Annotated in this window: 14 protein-coding genes; 8 read left to right on the top strand and 6 right to left on the bottom strand. The window is 41.8% G+C overall.

Annotated elements, in window-relative coordinates; translation table 11 throughout:
* Positions 1 to 61 precede the first annotated feature (61 nt).
* Positions 62 to 1,312, bottom strand: coding sequence for a hypothetical protein (locus C9E88_RS15730; protein ID WP_106984149.1), 1,251 nt, complete (start codon positions 1,310 to 1,312; stop codon positions 62 to 64).
* A gap of 77 nt (positions 1,313 to 1,389) precedes the next feature.
* Between C9E88_RS15730 and serB the strand changes: the two genes are divergently transcribed.
* The 3 genes from serB (at position 1,390) to C9E88_RS15715 (ending at position 3,979) form a co-directional block, all read left to right on the top strand.
* Complete coding sequence (gene serB / locus C9E88_RS15725) at positions 1,390 to 2,610, top strand: phosphoserine phosphatase SerB (RefSeq protein ID WP_106984150.1); 1,221 nt, start codon at positions 1,390 to 1,392, stop codon at positions 2,608 to 2,610.
* A 405-nt stretch (positions 2,611 to 3,015) separates the two neighbouring features.
* Positions 3,016 to 3,348: an AciT family ciprofloxacin tolerance protein gene (aciT, locus tag C9E88_RS15720; RefSeq protein WP_106984151.1), complete on the top strand. Its 333-nt coding sequence runs from the start codon at positions 3,016 to 3,018 to the stop codon at positions 3,346 to 3,348.
* Between the two features lie 151 nt (positions 3,349 to 3,499).
* Entirely contained in the window at positions 3,500 to 3,979 is a 480-nt protein-coding gene (locus tag C9E88_RS15715) for an SCP-2 sterol transfer family protein (RefSeq protein ID WP_106984152.1), read from the top strand.
* A 91-nt stretch (positions 3,980 to 4,070) separates the two neighbouring features.
* On the opposite strand, the gene dtd is transcribed toward C9E88_RS15715, so the two are convergent.
* The gene (gene dtd, locus C9E88_RS15710; protein WP_106984153.1) at positions 4,071 to 4,511 is read right to left on the bottom strand and encodes a D-aminoacyl-tRNA deacylase; all 441 of its coding nucleotides are present in this window, start codon (positions 4,509 to 4,511) and stop codon (positions 4,071 to 4,073) included.
* Between the two features lie 230 nt (positions 4,512 to 4,741).
* Between dtd and C9E88_RS15705 the strand changes: the two genes are divergently transcribed.
* From C9E88_RS15705 to asd, 5 genes are all read left to right on the top strand, one after another.
* Positions 4,742 to 6,259: a catalase gene (locus C9E88_RS15705; RefSeq protein ID WP_106984154.1), complete on the top strand. Its 1,518-nt coding sequence runs from the start codon at positions 4,742 to 4,744 to the stop codon at positions 6,257 to 6,259.
* A 206-nt stretch (positions 6,260 to 6,465) separates the two neighbouring features.
* Positions 6,466 to 6,996 (top strand): ankyrin repeat domain-containing protein, encoded by a 531-nt coding sequence (locus tag C9E88_RS15700; RefSeq protein WP_106984155.1) that lies wholly within the window; start codon positions 6,466 to 6,468, stop codon positions 6,994 to 6,996.
* 103 nt (positions 6,997 to 7,099) lie between these two features.
* Positions 7,100 to 8,305: a nicotinate phosphoribosyltransferase gene (gene pncB, locus C9E88_RS15695; protein WP_106984156.1), complete on the top strand. Its 1,206-nt coding sequence runs from the start codon at positions 7,100 to 7,102 to the stop codon at positions 8,303 to 8,305.
* A gap of 165 nt (positions 8,306 to 8,470) precedes the next feature.
* The gene (locus tag C9E88_RS15690; RefSeq protein ID WP_106984157.1) at positions 8,471 to 9,313 is read left to right on the top strand and encodes a sulfurtransferase; all 843 of its coding nucleotides are present in this window, start codon (positions 8,471 to 8,473) and stop codon (positions 9,311 to 9,313) included.
* The gene (asd, locus tag C9E88_RS15685; RefSeq protein ID WP_106984158.1) at positions 9,310 to 10,161 is read left to right on the top strand and encodes an archaetidylserine decarboxylase; all 852 of its coding nucleotides are present in this window, start codon (positions 9,310 to 9,312) and stop codon (positions 10,159 to 10,161) included. Before C9E88_RS15690 ends, asd begins: the two co-directional genes overlap by 4 nt.
* Before the next feature lie 133 nt (positions 10,162 to 10,294).
* On the opposite strand, the gene C9E88_RS15680 is transcribed toward asd, so the two are convergent.
* The 4 genes from C9E88_RS15680 to C9E88_RS15665 form a co-directional block, all read right to left on the bottom strand.
* The gene (locus C9E88_RS15680; RefSeq protein ID WP_106984159.1) at positions 10,295 to 10,894 is read right to left on the bottom strand and encodes an SPOR domain-containing protein; all 600 of its coding nucleotides are present in this window, start codon (positions 10,892 to 10,894) and stop codon (positions 10,295 to 10,297) included.
* Positions 10,895 to 11,145: 251 nt separating this feature from the next.
* Positions 11,146 to 12,936: an arginine--tRNA ligase gene (gene argS / locus C9E88_RS15675; RefSeq protein ID WP_106984296.1), complete on the bottom strand. Its 1,791-nt coding sequence runs from the start codon at positions 12,934 to 12,936 to the stop codon at positions 11,146 to 11,148.
* Between the two features lie 221 nt (positions 12,937 to 13,157).
* Entirely contained in the window at positions 13,158 to 13,751 is a 594-nt protein-coding gene (locus C9E88_RS15670) for a hypothetical protein (protein ID WP_106984160.1), read from the bottom strand.
* Positions 13,752 to 13,916: 165 nt separating this feature from the next.
* Positions 13,917 to 15,221 (bottom strand): DUF445 domain-containing protein, encoded by a 1,305-nt coding sequence (locus tag C9E88_RS15665; protein ID WP_106984161.1) that lies wholly within the window; start codon positions 15,219 to 15,221, stop codon positions 13,917 to 13,919.
* Positions 15,222 to 15,230: the final 9 nt, after the last annotated feature.

Below are 15,230 nucleotides of genomic sequence, written 5' to 3'. Positions count from 1 at the left end.
CAAATGCATATAAAAAAGCCTGAATGTGTTCAGGCTTTTTTTATAGTAAACAGGGCAGTGTTTAAGAGGCTTTAGACTGCTTTGATTTTAAGATTTCAGTACGGAAAGACTGCGCCAATTCAGCGGCATCAGCATCCATTCCATTAATCATAAAGGCATGTCGAGTCAGTACATTGGTTGGGTTTGGCAAACTTACCAATTGGAAATGATCCGAAATTTCTTTAAGTAAGTGGTTAGGTACCTGCACGGCACTTTCTTTAGCAGAGAGTTGCTGTACTAGACGCTCTGCAGCTTGGACTGAGCTGAGTTGCATCGCCTCTACAGCACTTGAAATCGCGCTACGCGTTTGTAAAACAAAACGACGTTCTTCACGGTAGCGTTTATAGAGCACATCTGAAAGCAATTGGAACACTGCGCTAATCATGGTTAAACACTGTAAGCCATTTGGCGTGTCTGCTGAGATGCTAATAATTGCACCCTGATCATCAAATTTATGCACAGTACAAATGTCTGAGCTATTTAATTTATAGTGCTGTACGCAGAGTTCAGTGGCTTTATTTAAAAACAACTGACATAAATTAAAATACGGCCCAGACACTGTTTTATTGACAGTATCGAGCAATTGTTTTGGGTCATAGTATTGAATATTGAGCGCTAAGCTACTGCTGTCAATAACGACGGGTTTATGTTCTTTTTTCGCTTTGTTTTGCGCATTTTGCTGTGCTTGTGCTATTGCAACTGCGGCAGCATGTTTCTCTTGCTCAAATGCTTGGGTCAAGCTTTGAATTTCGTGTTTTAAGCGTGATTCATTATTAATGCGTGCCAAATATTCGGTACGACTTGGGCGAGCAATACCACGGTAAGCTAACCACAATAAACCATGAATAATAAGCGAAACCAAAATAGCCAGCCACTGGGTGCGTAAAATTTCACCTATGCTCGGCTGAATTAGTGTGATTTCAACTGTACCGACTTTTTTCTCATTCAGTAGTGCATCACGTACAAATACTTCGCCTTCACGGGTTTTGGTTTGACCACCCGTTGCAAGGACTTGCTTTGCCGAATTTAAAATTCGAATAGACGCCACGCTAGGATTGGTCGCGTAACGATCGGCAAGTAATGCCAATGATACGGTATTGGCGGGTTCCATTTCCGAAATACTGTCGGTGACCAATTGGCTGGTCATCAGTTGACCTTGGCTGGCACGGTTTTCGTTCAGCTGATGTGTGGTCGCCAATACCAGTAAAAAGGTATGAAAAGCGAAACTTACTATTAGTAGGCTAGCAAATAGCCCTTGTCTAGGCGCATTCAACGTAAACTTCCAAGGCAAAACTGTTTATTTTCGATTATGATTCTAACAATAGTTGTAGCTCAGACCCGAGTCAATTCATGCGAGAAATCATCCTTATTTCATTTCTGGGGCCAGACCAGCCTAATCAATTTACACGATTAATGCAGGCCCTGTCCGTTCATTCCTTACAAATCTTAGATGTAGGTCAAGCCGTCATACATAACCAACTGACTTTAGGTATTGTTGTTTCGTCAGATGACCAAACTGCTACAGCATTAGCCATGAAGGAAATTCTGATTTTAGCACATGAAATTGGCTTAACAGTTCGTTTTAAACCAATCTCTGCTGCAGATTATGATCAATGGGTAAGTGAAGGTGGCCGTACACGTTATATCGTGACTGCTTTAGCGCCAGAGTTGACGCCATCGCATTTACAGGCTGTAACAAAAATTGTGTCGAGCCAAGGCTTCAATATTGAAACTGTGACGCGTTTATCTGGTCGTCCGCAGCTTGATGGAGGCAGTATTGGGCCTAAACGTGCCTGCGTACAATTTGGTTTAAGTGGCCAAATGTTAGATGCTCAAGCAATGCGTGCAGCCTGCTTGAGCTTATCTGCAGAGCTGAGCGTAGACGTTGCAGTACAAGAAGATAATGCTTACCGTCGTAACCGCCGTTTGGTGTGTTTTGATATGGATTCGACGCTGATTGAGCAAGAAGTCATTGACGAGCTGGCAAAAGAAGCAGGTGTTGGTCAGCAAGTTGCAGAAATTACTGAACGTGCGATGCAAGGTGAATTGGACTTCCAAGAAAGCTTCCGTGCCCGTGTTGCTTTACTCAAAGGTATGGATGCATCTGTGCTGGCGAGTATTGCAGAGCGCTTAACAGTCACTGAAGGTGCTGAACGCCTAATTTCAACATTGAAATCTTTGGGTTACCGTACTGCGATTTTATCGGGTGGCTTCCAGTATTTTGCAGAATATCTACAGGCGAAACTCGGTATTGATGAAGTTCATGCCAATATTTTAGATGTACAAGACGGCGTGGTCACGGGTGAAGTCAAAGGTCATATTGTTGACGGCGCACGTAAAGCACTCTTGTTGACGCAAATTGCTGAAGAAATGGGCATTTCCTTAGAACAAGCGATTGCCGTGGGCGATGGTGCAAATGACTTACCAATGCTCTCGATTGCAGGTCTAGGTGTCGCATTCCGTGCTAAACCATTGGTACGTCAAAATGCCAATCAAGCAATTTCAAGTGTAGGACTTGACGGCGTGTTATATCTTTTAGGTGTACATGATAAAGATTTAAATCGTGCCTAATATGTGACCGTTGTATGAAAAACGCAGTCAAATGACTGCGTTTTTTTATGGATTTCAGTCTAGAGGCGACCAACGGTAAATATAAAATTGTTGATAAAAACAACGATTAACATGATCTGAAAAATAAATTTTTCACTGCAAAAAAGCAGGTTTTTTTTTGTAATGACACGCCAAGCAAGGCATGGTCTTTGTTCTAAGAAAACTCAAAAATAAAAAAATGTAATGACAAAATAATGTTGCGACAATGTGTGTCGCTTAGGCCGAAGACAAGACTTTTTTTATCAAAAAAACTGCGCATAATGCATGCATAGAGTTTGAAGTTGATACATTCCATTGATTGATTACACGGTAATTTTAAATGAAACCTAGCCATAGCAATGGTTTCATTAAATGACGGAGGTTTATATGGTAACAGCGAATTTTGCCACCATTCTAGGCATGAGCTTAGTCGCGGCTGCTGTCATTGCTGTTTTCTTCTCGCCGTATCGTCGCTGGTTAAACTATATGCTGGCTGGGATGCTGGTATGGGGCATGGTTGAAGTCATTCGTTTTGGCACACAAGCTGTATTTGAGCTCACCATGATTTCCAGCTACTTTGTGGCATTAATGACGACGATGACGGTATTTATTCTGATGCTATTGCTTGAAGACCGCCGTGCGGAGCGTGCGTCAGCAAAACGTCAATATATCGAACATACACCTGTCTATGAGGATGATCAGCAGTATTCAAGTCGCTGATAGTCAATTTTTAAGGTGAAAAAAGGCATGTTTCATACATGCCTTTTTTATGTCGAGCACAAATTTAAACGCTAAAGGCATGCCTTAAAAAAACGAAGTTATGTTAGGATGAGGCAGTCAATTTTCCAACAATTACAATAGGCTTAAAGTCATGAAATTATCATCAATTCCTGTCGTAAAATTACCACTGGTTGATGTCAGCACGGATCCGCTGGATTTACTGGTTGCTGGTTTAGCATTGCGCATGAAGCAACTTGCACGCACCAGCCCTAAATTTATTGAGTTGGTTCATGAGCGTCAATTTCGTATTCAAATTGGCACAGACTTAGGCCTTGCGCGTCAAATTATTGTAAATAATGGCCACATTGATACCGTTGCAGGTAATGCAGAAAAAGCAGATTTTATTTTGCAATTTGCAGACAGCGAACAAGGTGTAAAAACCTTGATGAAAGGTGACCCGACTGCATTTATGACGGGCATGCAAAATGGCAGTATTAAAATGGAAGGTGACTTTGGGCTTTTAGTTTGGTTTAACCAAGTGGCGAAGTTGATTCCACCGAAGCTACCAAAACCGATGAAAGAAAAATTCAAAATTGCCCGTGCATTTATTAAAGAAAAAACAGGTAAGTAAGATGTACTCCTTTTTCCCCTCCTTTTTTAAAGGAGGGGCTAGGGGAGGATTTAAAAAGCCCTCTATGGAGGGCTTTTTTATCGTTCAGGATTTATTCGATTTCTAAATTGAACGTCACTGGGCCGTCATTGACCAAATGCACTTTCATGTCGGCGCCAAAAATCCCTGTTTGCACATTTTCAAACTGTGACTTTGCATAGTTTACAAGTTCTTCATACAGCGCTTTGGCTTCGCTTGGTGGCATGGCTGGGCCAAAGTCAGGGCGTAAGCCTTTTTGCGTTTGAGCCATTAAGGTGAATTGCGAGACCAAGAGTAAGCCGCCACCTGCTTGGCTGATATTCCAGCCCATTTTGCCTTGTTCATCATCAAAAAAACGATATTTCAAGATCTTATCAATCAGTTTTTTGCCTTTGACCAAATCATCCTCTTTGCCAATGCCTAAAAAAACTAAAATGCCGTGCTGAATTTCACCTGTAGTTTCGCCATCCACGACTACTTTAGCTTCTAGAACACGTTGTAATAAGGCGCGCATTTGGGACTATTTTCCATCAAATCAAATCAGAACAAATTGTAGCAAAAATGCATTTAAAATGGAGTTTTTGATTAAATTTAAAGCATTAAGTTGTTGAAAAATATTAGATAAAAAAATAATCAATCTAACAAAGCGATTAAAATTATAAAAATAATCTGTTTTAACAATTTAAAGAAAATAGGTATCTTCTCTCGTGCAGGAAAGGTATTAATTTTAGTGAGATGAAGACGATGTTTAAGCGTTCTTTACTGGTTGCTATGTTAGCAACTGCAACAGCGGCGACTCAAGCAGCGCCATTAACAAAAGACAATGGTGCACCAGTAGGCGATAACCAAAACTCGATTACTGCGGGTCCAAATGGTTCAGTTCTACTTCAAGACGTACAATTGGTTCAAAAATTACAACGTTTTGGTCGTGAGCGTATTCCTGAGCGTGTAGTGCATGCACGTGGTACAGGTGCTTATGGTGAGTTTGTTGCAACTAAAGATTTATCTGATCTAACAATTGCTTCATTATTCAAAGCGGGTACTAAAACTCCAGTATTCTTACGCTTCTCTACTGTAATTCACGGTAAACATTCTCCAGAAACTTTACGTGACCCGCACGGTTTCGCGATCAAGTTCTACACGCAAGAAGGTAACTGGGATTTAGTGGGTAACCAATCTCCAGTATTCTTCATCCGTGATGCAATCAAATTCCCTGACTTCATTCACGCAATGAAGCCAAGCCCAATTGACAACATGCAAGACGCAAACCGCGTATTTGACTTCTTGTCTAGCCAGCCTTGGGCAACCAACATGATCACTCATGTATATGGTAAAGAAGGTGTTCCGACGAGCTACCGCGAACAAGACGGTTTTGGCGTACATGCATTCAAACTTTATAACGATAAAGGCGAATACAAATACGTGAAATTCAACTTCCGTTCTAAACAAGGCGTGAAGGGTCTTAACGTTAAAGAAGCGAGTGAGTTACAAGGTAAAGACTTCAACCACTTAACGAACGATCTTTACAAGAACATCAACGCAGGTAACTTCCCTAAATGGGATCTTTACATCCAAGTTATGGATCCTAAAGACCTAAACAGCTTCGAGTTCGATCCACTAGATCCAACTAAAATCTGGCCGACGAACCTCGTTCCAGAAACTAAAGTCGGTACGTTAACGCTGAACCGTATGCCGAAGAACTTCTTCCAAGAAACAGAACAAGTTGCTTTAGCTCCAGGTAACCTCGTACCAGGTATCGAGCCATCTGAAGACCGTCTATTACAAGGTCGTATCTTCTCTTACTCAGATACTCAAATGTACCGTTTAGGTGCGAACCACCAGCAAATTCCTGTAAACCGTCCAGTTGTGAATGTAAACAACAACAACCAAGATGGCTACATGAATGTTGGCGGTACTTCATCTAACGTGAACTATGAACCAAGTCGTATTGAACCAAAACCAGCAACTGCGAAAGCACGTGCAGTTCAAACGCCTTTAACTGGTACTGTTCAACAAGTGGGTACCAAAGAGCAAAACTTCAAGCAAGCGGGTGAGCTTTACCGTTCATACACTGCGAAAGAAAAAGACGATTTAATCATGAACTTGGCTGCTGATCTTGGCAATGTTAAGGATTCAGAAACTAAGCACATCATGTTGTCTTACTTCTACAAAGCTGATGCTGACTACGGTACACGTATGACTAAAGCGGTTAACGGTAACCTTGCAACTGTTAAAGCAAAAGCAGCTCAGTTAAAAGACTAAGTTGTCAAAATTGAAAGATGCATTTCGATGCATCAATCAGATCGGTGACTAGGGTAAAGACGAAAGTCACCACCGAAAAGTCCTGTAAAACTCAAACCCTTTCCTGCAACCCTAGGGGAGTTTTACAGGCACTCTTTTTTGCTTCACATTTCATTTTTCTACGTTTTTAGAAACGTGAACACATTCGATTTTTGTTGGAGTTCATCATGGGCATTATGCAACGTACACTTTTAGCCAGTCTTCTCGCGTTTGGTTCCGCATTCGCAAACGTGGCAATCGCGGAAGAAATCTCCCCCGCTAAAACTGCTGCTAATGATCAGATGAACTCACAACAAGAATTGATTGATCTGTTTTTTGCCGCGGCCAAAACGGGCAACCAAGAGGTTATTAATGAGTTTTTAAAACATGGATTTCCAGTAGACGTGCGTAATGCCTCAGGCTTTACCCCGTTGATGATGGCGACTTATTATGGGCATCAAGACATTGTAACGACAATGCTAAAACATGGTGCCGACCGCTGTGCGCGTGACAATAAAGGCAATACAGCATTAATGGGTGCTTTGTTTAAAATGGAATTTTCCATTGCAAAACAATTACGTCAGGTCGATTGTGATGCAAATGCCAAGCAGACAGGTCAAAAAACCACAGCTGAATTTGCCAAAGTTATTGGGCAAGAAAAACAGTTGCAAAAAATCATTCAAGCACAAGAAAAATCAGCAGTCCTTGCTCAGAAATAAGCAGGTCTGTAACTGAGCTATTTCATTGGCTGTGTATAAAACTAGCAATATCGCATTTGAAAGTGTGCTTTAATGCAAGAAGTACAGCGAATTTAAATCCGATATGGCTCCAATCATACAATCCTTGCTTGATACAGATTTATATAAATTCACCATGTTACAGGTGGTGTTACATAAATTTCCTCAGACGCACAGCGTTTATCATTTCCGTTGCCGTAATTTGCAAGACACGGTTTATCCGCTCGTAGACATTTTAGATGACCTCAATGAACAGCTGGACCATCTGTGTACGCTTCAGTTTAAAGAAGATGAGTTGCTGTATTTACGCAGCCTACGTTTTCTAAAAAGTGACTTTGTAGATTATCTCGAGTTATTTCAGCTTAAACGCCGTTTTATTAAGGCTGGGATTGATAGCGAAGGCCGTTTGGACATTTGGGTAGAAGGCCCTATGGTTCAGGCTATGATGTTTGAGATTTTTGTACTCGCATTGGTCAATGAATTGTATTTCCGTCGCATTCGTTCTGACGAAGTATTACTCGAAGGGCAGCGCCGTTTAGACGCAAAAGTTGAGCTTCTGAAGCATTATACTGAAGTACAAGGTTCAGATGAGCCACCATTCTTGGTGTCTGATTTTGGTACGCGTCGCCGTTATAGCTTTGCATGGCAAAAGCATGTCATTCAAGCGTTTAATCAAGCGGCTCCTGAAATTTTCCGTGGTACAAGTAATGTGCTGATTGCCAAAGAATTGGGGCTCACTCCGATTGGCACCATGGCACATGAGTTTTTACAAGCTTTCCAAGCTTTAGATGTTCGTCTGCGTAATTTCCAAAAGTCTGCACTTGAAACTTGGGTACAAGAATACCGAGGTGATTTGGGCATTGCTTTGACCGATGTGGTGGGTATGGACGCATTTCTAAAAGACTTCGATCTATACTTTGCCAAATTGTTTGATGGTTTACGCCATGACAGTGGTGACCCCTATGAATGGGGTGATAAAGCCTATGCACACTATAAAAAGTTGAAAATTGACAGCAAAACTAAAATGCTGACATTTAGTGATGGCTTAGATTTAGAAAAAGCGTGGAGCTTACACAATTACTTTAAAGACCGCTTTCAAGTGAGCTTTGGGATTGGCACCAATTTAACCAATGATATGGGGCAAACGCCGTTAAATATTGTGTTGAAATTGGTGGAGTGTAATGGTCAATCAGTCGCAAAAATTTCAGACAGTCCGGGTAAAACCATGACGGATAACGACACCTTCTTGGCATATTTACGTCAGGTGTTTGAAATCCCTGAAAGTGCTTAAGCACAATGTAAAAACCGTCTTGCAACCCAAGACGGTTTTTTTTGGATGTGAATTTTTACCAAGGGTTTATCTAAAATTTTGCTAAGGGTCTTTTAAAAACAGCATATTTTTGAAAATAAGCTGTGCTAAGATCAGTTAAATTTGACCCATAATAGCTACGAAAAAATGAGCACTTTGGATTTTGGCCTGCTGATAGAAGCAGAAGATTTGGTCCCACATTTGGGCAATGACAAACTCAGAATTGTCGATTTGAGCCGAACATCGGTGTATGAGCAACTGCATATTCCTCATGCCATTCACCTGAAACCGAAACTTTTAGTGCGCCAAGAAGAACAAGCCATGGGGCTATTGCCTGAAGCAGAAGGTTTGCAAGCGCTGATTGAGTTCTTAAATATTTCCCCAGAGCATCATGTTGTGGCATACGATGATGAAGGTGGCGCATGGGCAGGACGGTTGATTTGGAACTTACACTGTATTGGGTTTGAAAATACCAGCCTTTTGAACGGTGGCATCCATGCATGGTTGGGTGCAGGCTTACCAACGAGCGCAGAAGTACCACAATTTGAGCCCGTTGAGCAATTTGTGACGATTCAGTCAAATGCCCAAAAAGATGTACAAATTGATTATGCAGAATTAAAACAAAGTGTTGAAAATCAATCAATTCAAGTTTGGGACTGCCGTACAGAAGATGAATATACCGGACTGCGCTTAGCGGCTAGACGTGGCGGGCATATTCCAAGCGCACGCCATTTCGAGTGGAGTACTGCCCTTAACCGTGAAAATCATTTAAAATTGCATCCTTTATCGCGCACCCAGCAGCGTTTAGAACAACTCGGTTTTCAATTAAATGAACCAGTGGTGGTGTATTGCCAGTCACATCATCGCTCAGGATTGGCCTATATTTTAGGGCGGTTATTGGGTTGGAATATTCGAGCGTATGACGGGGCGTGGAGTGAGTGGGGCAACCGCCTCGATAGTCCAATCGCTACAGGGGAGTTGCCATCTTGAGCATTACATCGCGTTTAAAACAACAAATTTTCATTCAAGCTCAGCGTGTGGTGCCACAACATCGTTTGTCACGTGTGGTGGGTAAAGTTGCAGCCAGCGAAAATCCAATCATTAAAAATGCGGTGATTACAGCGTTCAAGGCACAATATGGCATTGATATGTCGATTGCAGAGCAAAGCAATGCTTTGAAATTTAAATCATTTAATGAATTTTTTACCCGTTCTTTAAAAGATGGTGTACGTGCAATTGATCAGGATGCAAGCAGTATTGTTTCACCTGCGGATGGTGCGATTTCACAATTGGGTAAAATTGAAAATGGTGATATTTTTCAAGCCAAAGGCCAAAAATTTACCGTTGAAAATTTGATTGCCGATCCACAATTGGCAGAGCCATTTAAAAATGGTCAATTTGCTACAGTCTACCTGTCACCGAAAGATTATCACCGTGTGCACATGCCATTTGCCGGTACATTAACTGAAACATTGTATGTGCCAGGTGAATTATTTTCTGTGAACCAAACCACAGCAGAGAATATTCCTGGTTTGTTTGCACGTAATGAACGTATGGTGTGTTTGTTTGATACGGAATTAGGCCGTATGGCAGTGGTGCTGGTAGGTGCGATGATTGTGGCGGGGATCGAAACCGTTGCGACTGGTAAAGTAAAACCAACGGGCCGTATTGAATTAAACCAGCACGATTTAAAACTTGAAAAAGGAGCTGAGCTCGGGCGTTTCTATTTGGGCTCAACTGCGGTGGTTTTATTTGAACAAGATAAAATGGCATGGGATGCCGCATTTTCCGCAAATTCAGCAGTGGTCATGGGTGAAGCTTTAGGGCATACCATTTAAGGAATTCTCTCTCCTTTTAGGAAAAGCTTTTGAGCTAAGCTGATTTATTCAAAAAAGAATCTCTTCTAACTTCCCTTTATTAAAGGGAGGAATAAAAAAAGCACCTTAAGGTGCTTTTTTTATTGAATTCAAATTAGCGTTTTACCACAATTGAATCGATGCCACTGTGTTGTAAGGTTTGCTGTGCAATGACGGCTGCATCTTGTGAGTCATAAGGTCCAGAGACTACGCGGTACCAAACTTTCCCATTTTCTGTAGTCTGTACAACATCGGCAGATAAACCATTCAGAATAATTTCTGCACGACGTGCATCGGCTTGATCTGGGTCATCATAACTACGCACTTGTAGAATGTAATTTGGTGCCGCTGCTGCTGGACTTTCTACAAGGCCAGGTTCTGGGTTGGCTTGTTCCGCTTTTTGCTCAGGTGCTTCTACAATCACCACAGTGCCTTGATTCTTGCTTTCAGGAATCGCTTGCTCAGGAATAGGAGTAACTTGTTGCTGAGGTAATAGGTCGTAAAAACGATAGTCTTTGTTGGTTTCTTCTTGGGTTTGTTCTGCAGTGGTTTGCGCACGTGGTTTAACCGGTTGCCAAGGTTTCCAAAGCATCAATGCAACCACAAAGCTTAACACGATCAAAATCGCCACTAAGGTTCCCAGCCATGCTGGAATCAGTGGTTTTTTAGGTTTATTCGGTCGCTCTGATACACCACGTTGCGTTTTTCCAAACACGAGGAAACCTCATTCATTTTAATTGTGACGAAGCACTTTGGGAGAGTCCCAAAATATTGTTCTTGATTATTATATATTACATTACTGTCATCTGTATTTTGTTTAATTTTCACAAATTAAGCAAATGACAAATTTAAAAATATAAGGCTTATGGTAAAAAAGCCAGACGCATGATGCATCTGGCTTTTTAGGTTTGGTCAGCTCAGAAAATGTAAGACTGATCTGCCAATGGTAAATTAACCGAGTTTTGCTTACATGCTTTCTGGTGCAGATACACCTAGTAACTCAAGACCATTGCGAAGGACTTGACGTACATTCACAGACAGTAATAAACGTGCTTGGGTCAATTCAGCATCATCACCAAGGACTTTATTTTCGTTGTACCAACCGTGGAATAAAGCAGCCAATTCTTTTAAGTAGTTACCAATTTGATGTGGTTCGTATGCATTGGCAGCACGAACTAAAATCTCTGGATAAGCTGCAAGTTTTGCAAGAATTTCAGTTTCAGTTTCTAATTCAAGTTTGCTTGCTAAACCACGTGCAACGCTTGCATCGAAGTTCACTTGCATAGATTGAGCTTTTTCTAACATACGGCAGATACGTGCGTGTGCATATTGAATGTAATACACAGCATTGTCTTTGCTTTGCGAAACCGCTAAATCTAAGTCGAAGTCAATGTGTTGCTCAGACTTACGCATTACGTAGTAGAAACGTGCAGCGTCATTACCAACTTCCTTACGAAGGTCACGTAACGTCACGAATTGGCCTGAACGAGATGACATTTGTACCATCTCGCCACCACGCCATAAGCTGACGAACTGAACAAGAAGCACGGTTAACTTTTTAGAGTCATAGCCCATTGCATCAATGGCCGCTTTCACACGTGCGATATAACCGTGGTGATCTGAACCCCAAATATCGATGATGTCTGTATAGCCACGTTGTAATTTGTTTAAGTGATAGGCGATATCTGATGCGAAATAAGTCGTTTGACCATTGCGGCGTTTCACTACGCGGTCTTTTTCATCACCAAATGCGGTTGATTTGAACCAAATGTTACCTTCTTTTTCGTAAAGGAAACCACGTTGGTCCAGCACTTGAAGTGCTTCGGTAATTTTATCTGTCAGTGTTTCTTCGCTAAACCATTGGTTAAAGTGAACACCAAACTCGCCAAGGTCATCTTTAATATCGTCAAGAATCGCTTTTAAGGCCGCTTGAAGGAATACACGGTAACCTTCGCCAAGCAAAGTTTGCGAATTAAAAATTAAGCCATCAATGTGTTTTTCTTTGTCGCCTGAAAGTACAACTTTATTGCCATCAGCATCAAGTTCGGCAGCGAATTGAACATCTTCAGGCACGTCTTTGTAGACATCTGCGACTGGGCGTACATAAGCTTCGCCGTCTTGATCAATAATGCTTTGAGCGATTTCTTTAACGTAATCACCTTGATATGCATTTTTAGGGAATACCAAAGTTTGACCTGTAAGCTCTAAGTAGCGCAGGTAAGTAGAGGTTGCCAGGATGTCCATTTGACGGCCAGCATCATTCACATAGTATTCACGGTCAACGGTTGCGCCTGTTGCTTCAAGAAGATTTGCAACGGTCATACCATAAGCTGCACCACGACCATGACCCACGTGTAGGCTAGATGTTGGGTTAGCAGAAACAAATTCTACTTGAATTTTTTTTGCTACATTGGCTTGGGTACGGCCAAATTCATTTTGTTGTGCTTGAATTTGATCCAGTACGGCAAAACGCTGGTCTGCATTTAAGAAGAAGTTAATAAAACCAGGGCCTGCGATTTCTGCTTTGCTGATATCTGCAACTTCAGGCAGGGCGGCAAGAATTTTTTCGGCTAAATCACGTGGCTTCATACCAGCAGCTTTAGAAGCAATCATTGCGATGTTCGAAGCGAAGTCACCATGGCTTCGGTCTTTAGTACGCGTGAGATTGCCATTGTTATTAAAGTCAGTTGGGAGTACGCCTTCAGCTTGAAGGGCGTGTACTGCATGTTCGAGAGCTGCTTGGATTGCCGTATTCATATTCAGTCGAAAATTAAATGTCGCAGAAAAACAATAAATATAGCAAATTTCGCTGTCTTTAGGTGAACCCATTTGTAGTGAATAAATAATATTCGATGAAATAAGCTCAGGGTCATCGGCATGTGAAATGGTTGCACGTGCCTGAGGGCGCCGTGATATTTGCCAGTGATTAGCGTGTTTGAAAAGGCTGAGCTTGTGCTGTGCTCAGCCATGCTCGGGGCTTAAGATGTTTTACAATTCACTGGTTTTTCCAGTAATTCTGCATGTGTATTTTGGAAACTATATAGCTTTGAAGCATTAAAAATCTTAATCACTTTGGCCTGTTTGAGTGCTGTTTTAAAGCTCTCGAGCTGCTTGCTTTGATAGGTTTGGAAAGGGTTGCCGAAGTTTTTATTGTCGAGCAAAAATTGAATTTGCCCAGCACTGTCATCATAGGCTTTAAGAATGATTTGACCATTGGCATTGCTCAGGCTAAAGCTTGGGCGTTGAGTCTCAATTTTACAGTTGAGCGCCAAGGATAAGACGTGGTTATTTGTGGCTTTGTTTTGCAGTTCTGCCGTGCCCAATTGCGGGTTTTCTAAATATACCCATTCATTCTTAGGCATATTGGCCAGTAGGTGTTCGAGTTTTTCTTGCGATGCTTTGGCCAAGTCTAAAATGCTTTGTGCATCGAGTTCTGGACTTTTTTCTTGACCTAACATGCCCATGACGCTGTCGGTGACTTTAGTACTGGTTTTGGAAATCATTTGACAACCCGAAAGGGCAACAAGGCTCAAGCCAAAAATAAGGCAGATCGATTGTGTTTTTTTTATCATTTTTGATTATGGTGTTACGGTTTAAAATTGTTCGCTTAGCTTAGCGTGCTCCATTACTTTGTCAATCTATGCGCCGTCGGTTTTATGTGATGGATCGTACATTTGGCGTTGCATCTCTGATACATGGGGCCATCATGCGCAGGCATCATGATGGCCATTGTATGCTTAGAGCAGGTATTCCACCACTGCGCGGATAATCCCTAAAATCAAGCCAATAAATGCACCCACCACCACCCCATTGACACGAATCATGTGCAGGTCGCCACCGACTTCATTTTCAATTTTGTCGATCATTTCACGTGAATCCCACTCATGAATGCGGGCGCTAATAAACAGAATCACTTTTTCGCTGTATTGGTCGGAAAGGTCGACTGCAATGTCACTCATTTTGTCATTTAACAATTGGCGCACGGCAATATTAGAAATCATATTTTCTCCGACTTGCTGAATTGCCACACGTAAATTTTGTGCAATACCTGAATCTGTTTTTTGCAAATCAGCTTTAATTGCATCGCATAAAATCACCACAGCACCGCTCAAGAAGTTCAGCACTTGTGGACTGTCTAAAAGTGCATCTTTGGTTTGGTTGAGGCGTAGGCTCGCACTGCTCTGATTATTGGCTAAGGCCAGCATGAGGCTTTGGGCACTGTCTTCTATTTTTTGTCGCCATGGATGTTCTGGATCTGCCAGCATAGATTCGACTTTTTCGAGTAAGGAATCAATGGTACGTTGTTGCACATCAATACCAATCCAGCTGGCACCTTTGGCCAGTTTCCAAACGCCTAACTCTTTAAATAACTGACGACTTAAATCTCGTGCTTGTTCAGGGTGCTGTAGCATCCATTCATGGGCTAAATCTAAGCCTCGTTGTAATACATCTTGGTGAAAATCATTGTCTAAGACCGCGCGAAGCATTTCACTGGCTAAGTGGTTAATTTGGGTGTTTTTAACCCATTGCACACTGTTGTTTTGAATAAAACGGCCAATTTGATCTTGCCCAACAAAGTCAAAAAATTTAGGTACGGTTTGTTGAATGAGCTCGGTGACTTTTTGATTATTTTCAGGGTTGGCCAACCATTTGCCCATGGCTAAGGATAAATCTGTATTGGCGAGGCTACGTTGCACAATTTGCGGGGAGAGAAAATTTTCTTGTACAAAGCGTCCCATAGATTCTGCAATACGGGCTTTATTACGTGGAATAATTTCAGTGTGGTCGCGTAAAAATTTAGGAATGGGCATTTTGCCAAAAGGATTACGAAACAATACTGTAATGGCATACCAGTCTGCCAGACCACCCACCACGCCTGCTTCTGCCGAAAGCATTAAAATATGAATGAGCCAAACATATTCGGGCAGTAATTTGGCGCTAATCATTAAAGCCAACCAAATTAGCACGGCAACAACTAAGGCAATGCCCGCGAATCGTTTACTGCGTTGCAAATTGGGTGAGGCTTGAGTCGCTTCAGACATAGGGCGGTC

Origin of the sequence: Acinetobacter cumulans (genome assembly GCF_003024525.3) — a bacterium.
GTDB classification, from domain to species: Bacteria; Pseudomonadota; Gammaproteobacteria; order Pseudomonadales; family Moraxellaceae; genus Acinetobacter; species Acinetobacter cumulans.
The sequence above is the reverse complement of the archived record's forward strand: the minus strand, read 5'-3'. Positions and strand labels throughout refer to the sequence as shown.

Excerpts from the sequence above, each read along its gene's own strand:
- C9E88_RS15665 (WP_106984161.1), bottom strand. The coding sequence starts at position 15,221 with ATGTCTGAAGCGACTCAAGCCTCACCCAATTTGCAACGCAGTAAACGA.
- dtd (WP_106984153.1), bottom strand. The coding sequence starts at position 4,511 with ATGCGCGCCTTATTACAACGTGTTCTAGAAGCTAAAGTAGTCGTGGAT.
- argS (WP_106984296.1), bottom strand. The coding sequence starts at position 12,936 with ATGAATACGGCAATCCAAGCAGCTCTCGAACATGCAGTACACGCCCTT.
- aciT (WP_106984151.1), top strand. The coding sequence starts at position 3,016 with ATGGTAACAGCGAATTTTGCCACCATTCTAGGCATGAGCTTAGTCGCG.
- C9E88_RS15705 (WP_106984154.1), top strand. The coding sequence starts at position 4,742 with ATGTTTAAGCGTTCTTTACTGGTTGCTATGTTAGCAACTGCAACAGCG.
- C9E88_RS15700 (WP_106984155.1), top strand. The coding sequence starts at position 6,466 with ATGGGCATTATGCAACGTACACTTTTAGCCAGTCTTCTCGCGTTTGGT.
- C9E88_RS15690 (WP_106984157.1), top strand. The coding sequence starts at position 8,471 with ATGAGCACTTTGGATTTTGGCCTGCTGATAGAAGCAGAAGATTTGGTC.
- serB (WP_106984150.1), top strand. The coding sequence starts at position 1,390 with ATGCGAGAAATCATCCTTATTTCATTTCTGGGGCCAGACCAGCCTAAT.
- C9E88_RS15670 (WP_106984160.1), bottom strand. The coding sequence starts at position 13,751 with ATGATAAAAAAAACACAATCGATCTGCCTTATTTTTGGCTTGAGCCTT.
- C9E88_RS15715 (WP_106984152.1), top strand. The coding sequence starts at position 3,500 with ATGAAATTATCATCAATTCCTGTCGTAAAATTACCACTGGTTGATGTC.
- pncB (WP_106984156.1), top strand. The coding sequence starts at position 7,100 with ATGGCTCCAATCATACAATCCTTGCTTGATACAGATTTATATAAATTC.